The organism is Acinetobacter haemolyticus, assembly GCF_900406815.1.
Lineage (GTDB): Bacteria > Pseudomonadota > Gammaproteobacteria > Pseudomonadales > Moraxellaceae > Acinetobacter > Acinetobacter haemolyticus_A.
In genome coordinates, this window is the sequence record NZ_OVCN01000030.1 from 1 (window position 1) to 14,273 (window position 14,273).

The 14,273-nt window shown below is 38.3% G+C and carries 12 protein-coding genes; 5 read left to right on the forward strand and 7 right to left on the reverse strand.

Translation table 11 applies throughout. The annotated features are described in order from the left end of the window. Nucleotides 1-99: 99 nt before the first annotated feature. Nucleotides 100-1,446: an NADP-specific glutamate dehydrogenase gene (gdhA, locus tag DK207_RS15195; protein WP_109441920.1), complete on the forward strand. Its 1,347-nt coding sequence runs from the start codon at nucleotides 100-102 to the stop codon at nucleotides 1,444-1,446. A gap of 64 nt (nucleotides 1,447-1,510) precedes the next feature. Here gdhA and DK207_RS15200 read toward each other — a convergent pair whose 3' ends face one another. The 5 genes from DK207_RS15200 to DK207_RS15220 form a co-directional block, all read right to left on the reverse strand. Beyond that, nucleotides 1,511-2,620: an META and DUF4377 domain-containing protein gene (locus DK207_RS15200; RefSeq protein ID WP_109441921.1), complete on the reverse strand. Its 1,110-nt coding sequence runs from the start codon at nucleotides 2,618-2,620 to the stop codon at nucleotides 1,511-1,513. Nucleotides 2,621-2,833: 213 nt separating this feature from the next. After that, a complete protein-coding gene (locus DK207_RS15205; protein WP_109441922.1) occupies nucleotides 2,834-3,607 on the reverse strand; it encodes a DODA-type extradiol aromatic ring-opening family dioxygenase in 774 nt (257 codons plus the stop codon). 106 nt (nucleotides 3,608-3,713) lie between these two features. Then, nucleotides 3,714-4,193, reverse strand: coding sequence for a 23S rRNA (pseudouridine(1915)-N(3))-methyltransferase RlmH (gene rlmH, locus DK207_RS15210; RefSeq protein ID WP_109441923.1), 480 nt, complete (start codon nucleotides 4,191-4,193; stop codon nucleotides 3,714-3,716). 322 nt (nucleotides 4,194-4,515) lie between these two features. Next, nucleotides 4,516-6,945 carry an endopeptidase La gene (gene lon, locus DK207_RS15215; protein ID WP_109441924.1) on the reverse strand — a complete coding sequence of 810 codons (2,430 nt, stop codon included), beginning with the start codon at nucleotides 6,943-6,945 and terminating at the stop codon, nucleotides 4,516-4,518. Between the two features lie 144 nt (nucleotides 6,946-7,089). Then, on the reverse strand, nucleotides 7,090-7,677 hold the full coding sequence (locus DK207_RS15220) for a 5-formyltetrahydrofolate cyclo-ligase (RefSeq protein ID WP_109441925.1): 588 nt from the start codon (nucleotides 7,675-7,677) through the stop codon (nucleotides 7,090-7,092). A gap of 447 nt (nucleotides 7,678-8,124) precedes the next feature. On the opposite strand from DK207_RS15220, the gene DK207_RS15225 reads away from it, so the two are divergent. Then, complete coding sequence (locus tag DK207_RS15225) at nucleotides 8,125-8,325, forward strand: hypothetical protein (RefSeq protein WP_109441926.1); 201 nt, start codon at nucleotides 8,125-8,127, stop codon at nucleotides 8,323-8,325. Nucleotides 8,326-8,385: 60 nt separating this feature from the next. On the opposite strand, the gene DK207_RS15230 is transcribed toward DK207_RS15225, so the two are convergent. Further along, a complete protein-coding gene (locus tag DK207_RS15230; RefSeq protein WP_109441927.1) occupies nucleotides 8,386-8,772 on the reverse strand; it encodes a MerR family transcriptional regulator in 387 nt (128 codons plus the stop codon). A 96-nt stretch (nucleotides 8,773-8,868) separates the two neighbouring features. Between DK207_RS15230 and DK207_RS15235 the strand changes: the two genes are divergently transcribed. The 3 genes from DK207_RS15235 (at nucleotide 8,869) to DK207_RS16000 (ending at nucleotide 13,538) form a co-directional block, all read left to right on the forward strand. Further along, nucleotides 8,869-11,571, forward strand: a complete 2,703-nt coding sequence (locus tag DK207_RS15235) for a heavy metal translocating P-type ATPase (protein ID WP_109441928.1) — start codon at nucleotides 8,869-8,871, stop codon at nucleotides 11,569-11,571. 156 nt (nucleotides 11,572-11,727) lie between these two features. Beyond that, nucleotides 11,728-12,978, forward strand: a complete 1,251-nt coding sequence (locus DK207_RS15240; RefSeq protein WP_171293706.1) for a putative solute-binding protein — start codon at nucleotides 11,728-11,730, stop codon at nucleotides 12,976-12,978. A 227-nt stretch (nucleotides 12,979-13,205) separates the two neighbouring features. Then, on the forward strand, nucleotides 13,206-13,538 hold the full coding sequence (locus tag DK207_RS16000; protein ID WP_109441929.1) for a four-helix bundle copper-binding protein: 333 nt from the start codon (nucleotides 13,206-13,208) through the stop codon (nucleotides 13,536-13,538). 124 nt (nucleotides 13,539-13,662) lie between these two features. On the opposite strand, the gene DK207_RS15250 is transcribed toward DK207_RS16000, so the two are convergent. Beyond that, nucleotides 13,663-14,151: a pyridoxamine 5'-phosphate oxidase family protein gene (locus tag DK207_RS15250; RefSeq protein ID WP_109441930.1), complete on the reverse strand. Its 489-nt coding sequence runs from the start codon at nucleotides 14,149-14,151 to the stop codon at nucleotides 13,663-13,665. Nucleotides 14,152-14,273 lie beyond the last annotated feature (122 nt).

The window sequence follows — 14,273 nt, forward strand, 5'->3', positions numbered from 1 at the left end:
GTATAGTAAAAAAGTGGAATAGTAATTTATATTGATTGTATGAGATATTCTATAACGGTGCATTTTTCGCACCAATATAAATCACTTACTCGGGGGTGAATGTTGAAATACAATAGCTTAAATGACTTTCTAGCTTATGTGAAAGCGAGAGATCCTGATCAACCTGAATTTTTACAAGCTGTTGAAGAAGTAATGCTGAGCTTGTGGCCGTTTATTGAGAAAAATCCCCAATATGCTCAATATGGTTTATTGGAGCGTTTGGTGGAACCTGAGAGAGCAATTCAATTCCGAGTTTCTTGGATGGATGATCAAGGTCAAACTCATGTAAACCGTGCTTTCCGTATTCAATACAATTCAGCGATTGGTCCATATAAAGGCGGCATGCGCTTTCACCCATCGGTGAATTTATCGATTTTAAAGTTTTTAGGCTTTGAACAAACTTTTAAAAATGCTTTAACTACTTTACCCATGGGTGGTGGAAAGGGCGGTTCGGATTTTGATCCAAAGGGAAAGTCAGAAGCTGAAATTATGCGTTTTTGCCAAGCCTTAATGATCGAATTATATCGTCATTTAGGCCCCAATACCGATATTCCAGCTGGGGATATTGGGGTGGGTGGTCGTGAAGTAGGTTTCATGGCAGGCATGATGAAAAAGCTCAGTAACGATACAGCTTGTGTGTTTACTGGTAAAGGCGTTTCATTTGGTGGAAGCCTCATGCGACCTGAAGCTACAGGGTATGGTGCAGTTTATTTTGCTGAGGAAATGCTTAAAACCCGAGGTGACAATTTCACTGGTAAAACAGTTTCTGTTTCTGGTTCAGGTAACGTCGCTCAGTTTGCAGCAGAAAAAGCGATGTTTTTAGGAGCAAAAGTCGTAACGCTTTCAGATTCGAACGGTACAGTGTATTTAAAAAATGGTTTTACCGACGAATTACTGGCAGAAGTTATGGAGCTTAAAAATATTAAGCGTGGACGTATTTCTGAGTTCGCTTCTAGACACGGTTTTGAATATTTTGAAGGTAAGACACCTTGGCACATTCCTGTAGATATTGCCTTGCCATGTGCAACTCAAAACGAATTAGATGAAAAAGATGCTGAGCTATTGCTTGCAAATGGCGTGATCTGTGTGGCTGAAGGTGCAAATATGCCGTGCACATTAGATGCAGTAGAAAAATTCATTACCGCAAAAATTCTTTATGCTCCAGGTAAGGCTTCCAATGCAGGTGGCGTTGCGACGTCTGGTCTTGAAATGTCACAAAATGCATTACGTCTTGGTTGGACACATGGAGAGGTGGATGAGCGATTACATGCGATCATGAAAAATATTCATGCTAACTGCTTGAAATATGGAACTAAAGAAGACGGTACAGTGAATTATGTAGACGGTGCAAATATTGCAGGGTTTGTGAAAGTTGCTGATGCAATTTTGGCCCAAGGTATTTATTAAGTCGGGTTTGAATAGATAAAAAGATCCGGTGAGAACACCAGATCTTTTTGTTTATAACAATGTATTAAGGTTTTTTAACTATTTCTTGTTCAACCACCATATCTAATACATCAGCTAGACTCGATTGATCTGCTGCTGGGTTTTTAACTTCAAAACGCTTAACACGAACGATCACACGCTGATTTGGGTTGTGTTCAAAACCTTCAATCTCACCGTAGTAAAGTGACCAGTCTTTATCAGCATAAGTTTTGATGCCTTTGTCGTCATATTTAATTTCACGAACTTGCATACAAGTTTGTGGTGCTACGCCAACACATGATTTCGTTTCTGGTGCAATTTCTAAGAATACGGTCTTCGGTTCAGTTTGGTATTTTGCTTCAGGTGTCATTTTACCAACAAATGTATATGCTTGACCTTTTGTATCACGTACGACTAGAGTCGGTTGATCTAAGTTGGTTACATTCATTTCAAATGGAATTTGACGTTTTTGTAATAGATCACCAGCAAATTGTTCTTGTTTCATCAGTGTAGGTTCACATGCCATAAGCGTAGATGTCATATCACCTGTAACAATCACATCATTTTCCACTTTCCAAGAGGTATTCTGACGATTGCAACCTGTGTTTACTGATAAACGGTTATTATCCAAGAAGCTTAAAACGATAGGTTTTTTGGTTTCAGTAGGTTGATAAGACCAAGTATAGTTCGTCAAAATCTTACTTTCAGTCATCTTAACACCTGTAAATACGTGTTTTTGACCTTTACTGTCGGTTACAGTCAAAATCGCTTGGTTATCTGTTGTGCTGACTTGGAACGGTACTTTTTTCTCACTAAAAATATCCGCTGATAAACGTTCTTGCTGCATTAAATCATCTGAACATGCCATCATTGTGGATACCAATGCAGAAGTTACAAGGGTATTTCCGCCTTCGATTTTCCAAGTGCCCCCTTGACCATTACAACCTGTTTGAATTGAGAGTTGTTGATCACTATTAAAGTTTAATACCAATGGTTTTGAGGCTGTCGATGCTTGATAAGTCCAGCGATAATCAGTAAGTTTTTTTGCAGCAGCAGTGTTGACTTCAGTGCTTACATGGTCTGCAACATTTTGTACCGTTTGACATGCCATCAAAGAAAAAGGGAGTAAAGCAAGGATTAAGTATTTGATTTTCATTTTGTAAACAACACATAAAAAATAGCAGCTATTAGCTTAAAGTATTCTTAAAAGAAGCGCATGACAGCACTTTATGCATTAAGTTCGTTAAATGTGTCAATTTGTAAAATACAATAAAAATATAGGAGTTTTAATGGATTAAGTCCCATAAAAATCTACTTTTTTAGAGTAATTGTTCAAGAGTAGAGCCAAATAATTAGTCTGATTTATGGGCTAATCAAAACGATAAATGTCCATTCCTAAGGAACCCATAGAAAAACTGCTGTGAACGATGTTAAAGCGCTTACCAGTTCCCATCGCAAAAAAAAGCGGTGCAAAATGCTCGAGTGTAGGATGGTTGCGCTGTACATAAGGCAGTGAAGGCCAATCTAGAACTGCATCATAATTTTGATGGGAAAGTTTATTTACAACCGCATTGCGGAAAGCACTCGCCCACAGTGGGACATCCGCATCGGCTTGCCATGAAAGTTCAGCAAGGTTGTGCGTAATACTACCTGAACCAATCAGTAAAATTTGTTGTTCCCGTAAAGGTGCCAGAACCTGACCGATTCTATAAATATCATCGGAACTCATCGAGATCGGAAGTGAAATTTCAATCACGGGAATATCTGCGTCTGGATACATATGTAATAAAGGCATCCAAACACCATGATCTCGGGGACGAGTACTATTTGCATGTGCCGATATGCCAGCTTCCGCAAATAATGCCAGTATTTTTTCAGCCATTTCAGGTGCACCAGCGGCAGGGTAACGAATTTGATATAAGGCGGGAGGAAAGCCTCTAAAATCATGCCAAGTTTGTGGGCGCGTTGATGTACTGACTTCTAAAGCCTGACTTTCCCAGTGTGCAGACATGACAACGATTGCTTCTGGTTTCGGAAGATTATGACTCAAACGATGTAAAGCTGGGCCAACTTGTTCAGGATCAAGTGCAAGCATGGGAGAACCATGAGAAATAAATAACCCTGGTAATGTTTGCAGATTCATAATCGGGCACCTGAATGGAAATATGTACTTATAGTGACAAATCTAAGCACAATTTAAAAGTCGATGGATTCAACAGGTTGTTCTATATCCAGAACACTGTTTTAGATTAGGCTCGATGATAGGGATGATTATGATTAATACTCATTGCCCGATATAATTGTTCAATTAGTAAAATACGTACCATTGGGTGGGGCATAGTGAGCTTTGACAGCGACCAATGCCAAGCTGCTGCCTTGCGGACCGCATCAGAATGTCCATCGGGACCTCCTATGGCTAGCACGATATCATTACCTTCCAGCATCCATTGTTTCATGGTATCTGCGAGCTTTTCAGTGCTTAATTCACGTCCTCCCACTTCTAGTGCGATTAAAATTTCATTGGGTTTAATCGCATTTAAGATACTATCTCCTTCGATTTGGCAGTATTTTAAAATATCTGCTTCAGAATCATTTTTGCCTCGTTTCGCCATCGGCAACTCAACAACTTGTGTTTGTACAAAAGGTTGAATGCGTTTGAAATAATCTTCAAATCCAGTCATCACCCATGCAGGCATTTTTTGACCAATGGTCAGAATACGAATTTTCATAGCTTCGTTTCATTTATAGAATTAAGTGCATTATAAAGCTTGCGACCATACCTAGGGGGATACACCAGTTTATCTTGTCATAAAAAATACAAATTATTGAGTTATCTTGTTCATAAAAAACGCAGCTCAAAACGCGTATGAGCTGCGATCAAAGTATCATCCGTCTGGAGTTCGGATGATACTAAAAAATGAGTTGCATATGAGCCAAATTTAACCTTTGTTTTTATCGACTCTATTTTATTATGCAATATGCAGGTTATTTTTCAACCAAATTATGTAACAAAAAAAGAGAGCCGTAGCTCTCTTTTTCGTAGATAAATGATTAGTGACGTGCAGCTTTTGCATCTTCGACTGGTTTTACAATCGGTGTTTTAGGCAAAGGCTTAGGTGTATCCGTCAATGCAAGAGGCAAGATTTCATCAATGCTTTTCACCGCTTTGATTTCTAAACCTTCTTTAACATTGGCTGGGATCTCGTCCAAGTCACGAACATTATCCTGTGGGATAAACACTAACTTAATACCGCCACGATGTGCTGCAAGAAGTTTTTCTTTTAACCCACCAATTCGCATTGCACGACCACCGAGACTAGTTTCACCTGTCATGGCGATGTCAGGACGAATTGCAATACCTGTAAATGCTGACACAAGGGCAGTGGTGAGTGCTAAACCAGCAGATGGACCATCTTTCGGTGTTGCTCCCTCAGGTAAGTGAACGTGGACATCGGTTTCCTCGAAACGAGAAGATTCGATACCTAATTCATCTGCTCGAGTACGTACCACAGTCATCGCAGTTGTAATAGATTCTTTCATCACATCCCCGAGTGAACCCGTAGTGATGAATTTACCTTTACCTTTTACTGCAGCAACCTCAATCGTCAATAACTCACCACCCACTGAAGTCCAAGCTAAGCCATTTACACGACCGACTTGCGCTTCTTCTTCTGCCATACCAAAGTCAAACTTGTGTGGACCTAAGTATGTTGGAAGGTTGGCAGAGTTTACCTCAATTTGTAAGTTTTTAGACTTCTTACTTACTGCCTCTTTTACAACTTTACGCGCAATTTTAGATACTTCACGTTCTAAGTTACGCACACCTGCTTCGCGAGTATAACGTTGCACGATGTCACGGATCGCTTCTTCGTGAACGGTTAACTCTTTGGTACGTAGACCATTGTTCTTGATTGCTTTTGGAACAAGGTAACGCTCAGCAATATTTACTTTTTCATCTTCGGTATAACCCGGTAGACGAATCACTTCCATACGGTCCAGTAACGCTTCAGGAATATTCATGCTGTTGGCTGTACAGATAAACATTACTTCTGAAAGATCAAGATCAAGATCTAAATAATGATCGTTGAACTTACTGTTTTGTGATGGATCAAGAACCTCAAGCAAAGCTGATGCAGGATCGCCACGATAATCTTGTGCCATCTTGTCGATTTCATCGAGCAAGAATAATGGATTCTTTACACCAACTTTGGTTAAAGACTGCACAATTTTACCTGGCATCGCACCAATATAAGTACGACGGTGACCACGAATTTCTGCTTCGTCACGAACACCACCGAGTGCCATGCGCACAAACTCACGACCTGTCGCCTTAGCAACCGATTCACCAAGCGAGGTTTTACCTACACCTGGAGGTCCCACTAGACATAGAATTGGACCTTTGAGTTTTTTCACGCGAGACTGAACTGCAAGATACTCAACGATACGATCTTTGACATCATCTAAGCCATAATGATCAGCATCGAGAATTTCTTGTGCTTTTGCCAGATTAATACTGACTTTGCTTGCCTTATTCCAAGGTGTATCTAAAATCACTTCTAGATAGTTACGCACCACAGCTGCTTCGCTTGAAGCAGGTTGCATTGCTTTTAGTTTACGGAATTCAGCTTCAGCCTTTTTACGTACATGCTCAGGTAAGTCTGATTCAGCAAGACGTTTCTCGATTTCAGCAACATCATCTTCAGCGCCGCCATTCATATCCGAGAGTTCACGTTGAATAACTTTCATTTTTTCATTGAGAAAGTATTCACGCTGATTCTTTTCCATTTGACGTTTTACGCTGTCATGTAGCGTTTGCTCAATTTGCTGTTCGGCAGATTGATTCATCAAATAGCTCATTAACTCTTGCAAATGTGCTTCAAAATCATCGTGCTCTAAAAATTTTTGTTTCACTTCAATATTTAAAGGCACACGAGTCGCAACGAAGAACATCAATTGTAATAAGTCTTCGATTTTATTTGCGGCTGCAACCAACTCACGCGCATTACGTAATTTTGCTTCAGCGTATTGAGCAAATAGGGTACGTAATTCATTCAAGCGAGTTTCTTGAGTCTCTTGATCCAATGCAACCGTCATCGGACTGAGATTATGCTCAGCAGTTAAATATTCTTCCCCGTCAATAATGCGTTCGAGTTTAGAACGGTGTAAGCCTTCAATCAGCACTTTAATACAGTTTTCATCATTCTCATGATTAACAACCTGTACGATCTTAGCCACGGTTCCATATTGATAGAGATTATCGTGATCAATTTCTTCTGTAAGCGAATCTTTTTGCGCAACTACAAATACTAAATTGTCACTGTTACGAGCCACATCCACTGCATTGATCGATTTTTCACGACCCACGAAAAGCGCAATTTGCATGTGTGGATAAACCACAACATCACGTAACGCCAATAGTGGTAATACACTTGGAACCTGCGGCTCTAAGTTAGTTTCATTATTCATAATATATTCAGACATGGGCACTCCTAATGAGTGACAACGGTGTTGCCATGTTTTTATAGTGATGTGCATTTTTAAAATTACAAGGGTTTTTAATTAGAAAATATAAAAAAAAGACTAATTTGGTCGGGATTTGGGCGAAATTCTATAAAGAAGATGTATTTAACGTTTGAAAAAATATTTTTGTGTCGGGGTGATTAAAGCATCCAGCGGCTGATCCCATTTTTGTCTAGTTATGGTCTGATCAATATATTGAAATGAATGTGCAATACCTAGACGAAAAGGTTGGCGTGGTGCTGTGGCTAAAGTTCGATCATAATAACCTCCTCCCATACCGATTCTTGTACCAAGATGATCGCAAGCAAGTAGAGGCATGATCAGTAAATCCAAATTTGATACTGGTTGACCACGACTCGCCATGGGTTCTTTCATGCCAAGAGGGTGATGGGAAAAACGTTTGCTTTTATATTGATTGGCGCTGATTTTTACCCAAACCAATTTTTGATTCATATTACAAATCATTGGGAGATAAACTTGTTTTCTGTTTCTAAAACAGAGTTCTAATAATTTTTGTGTATGAATTTCACCAAATGCATGCAAGTACAAACCAATTTTTGTTGCGGATTGAAATGTACTGAATCGTCGAAGCTGATTCGAAACTCGTTGCTCAGCTTGTTTCTGTTGAAAGTGAGAGAGGTTTCTTCTTTTTAAGCGGAGCTGTTTTCTTAGCGTAATCAGGTCTTGGCTCATGCTGTTAAGTAAGTCGTTTTGTTAGAAGGATCATAACCGATTTAGTGTCCCAATTCTTTGTCAATATTTTCCAGTGAGTATTGCCCTACATCGAAAGATGTATTCGTAGCAACAACTTAAAGTACCTCTATTAAAAGTTTCTCAATTGTATCCTAAACTGATTTTATCAGTGGTTTATCTTAGGAATTAAGCATTAAAAATGGATGTCAGTTATCCGATACAACGAAAAGCTGAAAATTTCATGTAACCTCAACAAACCGTGCAAATTAATACAAAAATTAAATTTTATGAGAACTGTCCTACAAAAAAAGCGAAATTGATCGAGAAATGATCTAAAGTTCCCAGTAGATTTAAATCTTTAGACGTCAATTTTATGAATGTTATCCAGTTGTGACTGACTTGAAAGACATGCACAAAAATTGCAGAACTGTTTTGAAGGGGAAAGTTATGTTGGAATCAAAAGATCTAATTGTTCTAGATCAAACGCTTATCTTAACAAAAGAGGGCAAAAATGATTTAGTCTATGAAAATGACACATTATTAAAAGTAAAAATGTTCTCAAATCAACATATTGTTGTAGAAGATGATCAGCAGATCAGTTTTGTACTAAAACAGCAAGACGAAAATGTGATTTGGTCTTTTGTTTAAATAATTAAAAGATAAGCATCTTATTCAGGTTATGTTTAGATGCTTATCATATTTGAGAAGTCAAATTGATTTCTTCAGCTCTATTAAAATAGGACAACATTCATTTTCTGTGGTTTTGCATTCATCTAACCAAGTTGCAAGACGCTGTTTTAGTCCTTGTAGTTCTTTGATACGTTCATCAATCTTATTCAAGCGTTGTTCTATTACATGGCGTACTTCAACACGATCCTCTAAATTTAAGGTGAGCAGCTCTTTAATTTCGTTGAGTTGTAAACCAGCATCTTTTGCCTTCTGAATAAAACTCAATGTCTCTACATCTTGTTGATGGTAATACCGATAGCTTTGTGTGCTTTCAGGGATACGTATTAAACCAATCCGCTGATAATACCGAATCGTTTCAACATTTAACTGACATGCTTTAGCCAGTTTACCTATAGTGAGGTTCATTTGTTGTTCCTCAAAAAATGCTAAAAATTGCTTGACTCTGTACCTAGGTACAGACTTTATCCTAAACCTATCAGAAAATAAAAGATAGGTGTAGCAATGGCACATCAACAATCTTCATCATGTTGTTCGGGTAACAAGTCAGCAATTGTTTATGAATATATTGACCCAGTATGTGGGATGCATGTTGCTGAAACATCTGAACATTATTTTGATTATCAAGATATTCGATATTTATTTTGTTCGGCTGGTTGTCAACAGAAATTTAGTACGAACCCAAAAGATTACTTAAAACTAGATAATGCATCATCATGCTGTTCCGAAGAAAAGCCTCAAAAGCAATCAAGCTGTTGTGATCCTCAGAAAGAAGAACTTACAGTTAATAAGGCAGAAACTGCTTCTTGTTGTGCACCCAAACCGAATGTAACTCAGGCAAGTACCTGCTGTGCGGAAAAAACGCCATCACAGCCGACGAAAGCAGAAGTGAAAAAATCTGCGTGTTGTGGTGGTGGACATGCACATCAAGTTGCAGATGGAGAGACACAGATTGATCCTGTTTGTGGTATGTCTGTTAAGACAACAACCGATTTAAAAACAGATCATGCAGGTAAGACTTATTACTTCTGTAATCCCTCTTGCTTAGAAAAATTTAAAAATGATCCAGAATTTTATCTCATTCCACTACATCAGCGTCCTGTGCCTGAAGGTGCGATGGATATGGATTATACCTGTCCAATGGATCCCGAGATTGTACAAAAAGGACCAGGAACCTGTCCGATTTGCGGTATGGCATTAGAGCCAATGCAACCCACTTTAGATGAGGGTCCAAATCCTGAATTGGTGGATTTTAGCAAACGCTTTTGGACAACTTTACCTTTAAGTTTATTGGTTGTGATCTTGGCCATGGGATCGCATATTCATGCTTTTATTTCTCCTCATATTCAGCCGTGGATTGAATTAATTCTCAGTTTACCTGTCGTCCTTTGGGCGGGTTATCCAATTTTACAACGTTGCTGGGTGTCCTATAAAACTGGACATCTCAATATGTGGAGTTTGATCGGTGTCGGTGTACTTGCTGCATTTATTTATAGTGTCGTAGCAACCATTTTCCCTTCATTGATACCCGTTGAAGCAAAAACAGGGCATGGTGTGGCCGTATACTATGAAGCTGCCTGTATGATTGTTTCATTAAGTTTATTAGGTCAAGTGTTAGAACTGAAAGCGCGTTCACAAACAGCAAATTCATTAAGAGCTTTATTACGCTTACAACCGAGTAAAGCAAAATTAGTTCAAGATGATCAAGTGGTTGATGTGGATATAGCCATGATCAAACAAGGGGATGTATTGCAAATATCCTCAGGTGAACAAATTCCTTTGGATGGTGTGGTGATTGATGGAAAAACCTATGTTGATGAATCCATGATGACAGGTGAGCCTGTACCTGTGAAAAAGGAAAAGAATGATCAAGTCATTGGTGGAACTATCAATCAACAAGGTTCGATTCGAATTCAAACAACGGCTGTAGGTACCAATACAACCTTGGCAAAAATGATTCAAACCGTTGCTGATGCCCAGCGTTCTAAAGCACCTTTGCAACGAATTGCTGACGTGGTAGCAAAATATTTTGTGATGGTGGTTCTCGCGATTAGTGTTTTGACATTTATTGCATGGATGATATTTGGTAAAGCCCAATTTGATTTAGCGTTAATGTGTGCAGTTGCCGTTCTGATTATTGCATGTCCATGTGCCTTAGGTTTGGCAACACCGATGTCTGTGATGGCAACAACGGGTCGAGCTGCACAGAAAGGTGTTTTGTTCAAAAATGCTGAAGCGATAGAAGCCTTGAGTAAAGTCACTACACTTATTATTGACAAGACGGGGACATTAACTGAAGGAAAGCCAAGTTTAAAGAACATTCAGCCATTGTCTAAAACATATACCCAATCGCAAATTGAATTGTGGATCGCATCTATTGAACAATATTCAACACATCCGATTGCACAGACACTCACCAAATTGGTCGAACCTACTCAATTATTGAATGTTATGGATTTCGAGGATGTTACGGGTTTTGGGGTAAAAGGAGAGATAGAGGGTAAGACCTTATACATTGGTAGCCAAAAACTTGTGGATCAACTCGGTTTAATTTTTAACGAAAGTTTAACCAAGGAACTTGATCAGAAGCGATCACAAGGCGAGGTTATTAGTTTCCTGATGTCTGAACATGAGGTGATTGCTTATTTATCGATTCACGATGCAATTAAACAAAATGCGAAAGCAGTGATTGATCAACTTCATGCGGATGGTATTAGTGTCATTATGGCAACTGGTGACCATGAGAAAAATGCGCAGATGGTAGCAGAGCAACTCGGGATCAATCAGGTTTATGGAAATTGTGATCCAAAGCAAAAACTTGAGATTGTGAAACAAGTGCAAGCTCAGGGGAAGGTTGTCGTAATGGCTGGTGATGGTATCAATGATGCACCTGCGCTTGCGCAAGCTGATGTGGGTATTGCGATGGGGACAGGGACAGATATTGCTAAACAAACTGCTCAAGTAACATTGGTAAAAGGAGATATTCAGGGCGTTGCACATGCGGTTCATATGGCAAAACTTGGTGTGAAAAATATGAAGCAAAATCTTGCTTTCTCATTTGTATATAATGGCTTGGGAGTGCCTGTTGCAGCAGGATTATTTTACCCATTAACAGGTTTGTTACTTACACCGATGTTTGCCGCTGTTGCGATGTCGTTAAGTTCCTTATCGGTTGTCGTCAATGCGCTAAGATTAAATCGTTCATAAATTAATAATTTTTAAAATAGGAAAGCTGTCGTGATATAGATCTGCAGCTTTTTTTATAGATTTTTTTGACTATTTTGACTGAATCAAAACGACTCAGGTCAATTTTATTTGCGGGGGTTTTACGTAAGGTAAAAATAATTCACAGGAGTGATAATAATGTTTAAACAACAAAAACAATTGAAATTGGGGAATTTGTTCAAATCTATATCCTTTACATCTACGTTGGTAGCTTCGTTATTTCTTGCCACGCCTGTTCAGGCAGCACCAGCCGAGAAGTTAGATCTGACATTGTCTCAACACTCGCAGAATAAAATCAAAACTTTGTTAAATGACCCTAAAATTTGGCAGCAAATCCCAAAACAAGTGACCTTATGTGTTTACTCACCTAATGGTGAGCATGGTGAGGCTTTCCAGCAAGCTACCAGCTATATGAGTGAGTTACCGCGTATTGTGCGAATCGCAAAACAGTATGGGGTCAATATGAACATCACTCGACCTTCCAATTTACAACTTAAAATTGATATTGATTATCCTAAATTAAAGCAAACTGCTTCTACGATGGTAACGCTCAAAGTGTATACCAATGAAGGCGTATTGACTGAGGATTTCCGTAGTAAACGTTGTGATGGAGCTGGGATTAGTAATTTAAGGGCACGTCAGTTCAACTCTTTTGTTGGAAGTATTGATGCGATTGGAGCACTGCAAAACTATAAGCAATTAACCTCAGTGATTCAGTTGTTAGCAGATCCAAAATTTGACGAAAAAATGGTGAATAAAGATTATGAAGTTGTAGGAATTGTACCGCTTGGTGCAGCTTATATTATGGTCAGTGACCGTAATATCAACACGTTGGCAAAAGCAGCAGGAAGAAAAGTTGCAGTTTTCTCATTTGATCCTACACAAAAGAAATTAGCCCAAAATGTTGGTGCACAGCCTGTGTCAGTAGATTTGGCGACAGTTGGACCAAAATTTAATAATAAAGAAGTTGAAATTATTGCTGGCCCTGCAATTTTATTTGATCCTTTAGAATTACATAAGGGTATGACTGATAAATCGGGTAAGGTGACAGGGGCGATTATTCGTTTTCCTGTGGTTCAGGTAACAGGAACCTTAATCATGCATAAAAATAAGTTCCCTGCGGGAATGGGACCGATTGCGCGCGAGATTATTTCTAAGCAATTACAACCTGCTTTTGATTTTGTGGATAAAATTGAAAAAGATATTCCTGAAAAATATTGGATGAATATTCATGAAAGCGATAAACCAGGGTATATGCGGTTAATGCGTGAAGCGCGTATTCAAATGACCAAAGAGGGTTATTATAATAAAGAAATGATGAAGCTACTTAAACAAGTACGTTGTTCAAAACAACCAACGCATTTTGAATGCTCAATGAGTGATGAGTAATTTTTTCTAAAAATAATTGCTACTCACGACTATATTTATTTTAAAAATCTCAGATACATATCTGGGATTTTTAATTATAAAGAACCTTTGGTTCCATTTTTCTATCATTATTTCGATTTAACCCAAACTCTACATTTCTTACTTTTAATAACTGAATGTTTCTAGTTCGATGGTATTTACCTGAATAAATTGATAGGTAATCAATTTTATTTGAGGGGAGACCACAAATGAATCCAATTGAATTTTCAGTATGTAGTAAAGCTTGTATGGATTGTTCAATGACATGCACCACATGCGCCTCTGCTTGTCTTGAAGAAAGTGGCATGGAAGGCATGATGAATGAATGTATCAAGAGATGTTTGGAGTGCGCTGATATTTGTGTGTTGTGTGCGAGAACAGACTTAAGAGGATCCGCTTTTTTTAGTGAAATTTGCAGTCTGTGTGCTGACATTTGCGAATATTGTGCCGCAGAATGTTCAAAACATACATCAACTCACTGCCAACAATGTGCTGAGGCGTGCCAACGCTGTGCATTAGAATGTCGTAAAATGGCAGTTTAATTTTTAATCAAATTGCTCGAATATATTTACGAAACATTCATATGTCAGAATTAAATAAAGATTAAAAAACCCATTAAAAAGATAAGTTTAAAAATTCCTTTTAATGGGTTTTTAGCAAGTTATTTTATAATGAAATATTTTTCGTGCTTCCAAGTTCTTCTGTATCACCAGTGACAGAGGCCTTAGCAAGCTTATATAAAGTGGCCAATGTGCCAGCACCTTTCCAGTATTGGGCTCCATTGCAAACGACTCTAATTAATTGAATATCTGGATCTGATTTTCCATGTTCGAAGAATGCTTCATAGGCGGGTGACCAAATTTCATCGAGTATGACAGGATCTACCACATTTTCAGCTATCCCATTGATTGACACATAGTCATTGTTGCTAGGATTACTATATCCCAAATTAACTTGAGGGTTGTAAGGGATATTTTTTACTAATTCTGATTTTTTTGAACCCAAAAACCAAACGATTCCATTGAATTCACTATTTTGTGTTGTCATCGGAATAGAGTGCAAATGACCCTCTTCAGTTATAAAAGTAATCATTGCAAATTTAATATCTTTAAGTAACTGATTTAACTCTTGATAATCTTTATTAGTACTGTTCATGCCGATATACTCCTTGAGTTTGAATTCCTAATATCTATTAAAAAAATAATTAGAAAGGTTTCCTTTTTGTGAGTAATTTGTTTTGGAGGTATAGGAGTAATTAAGAAATGTAATCTAATAAG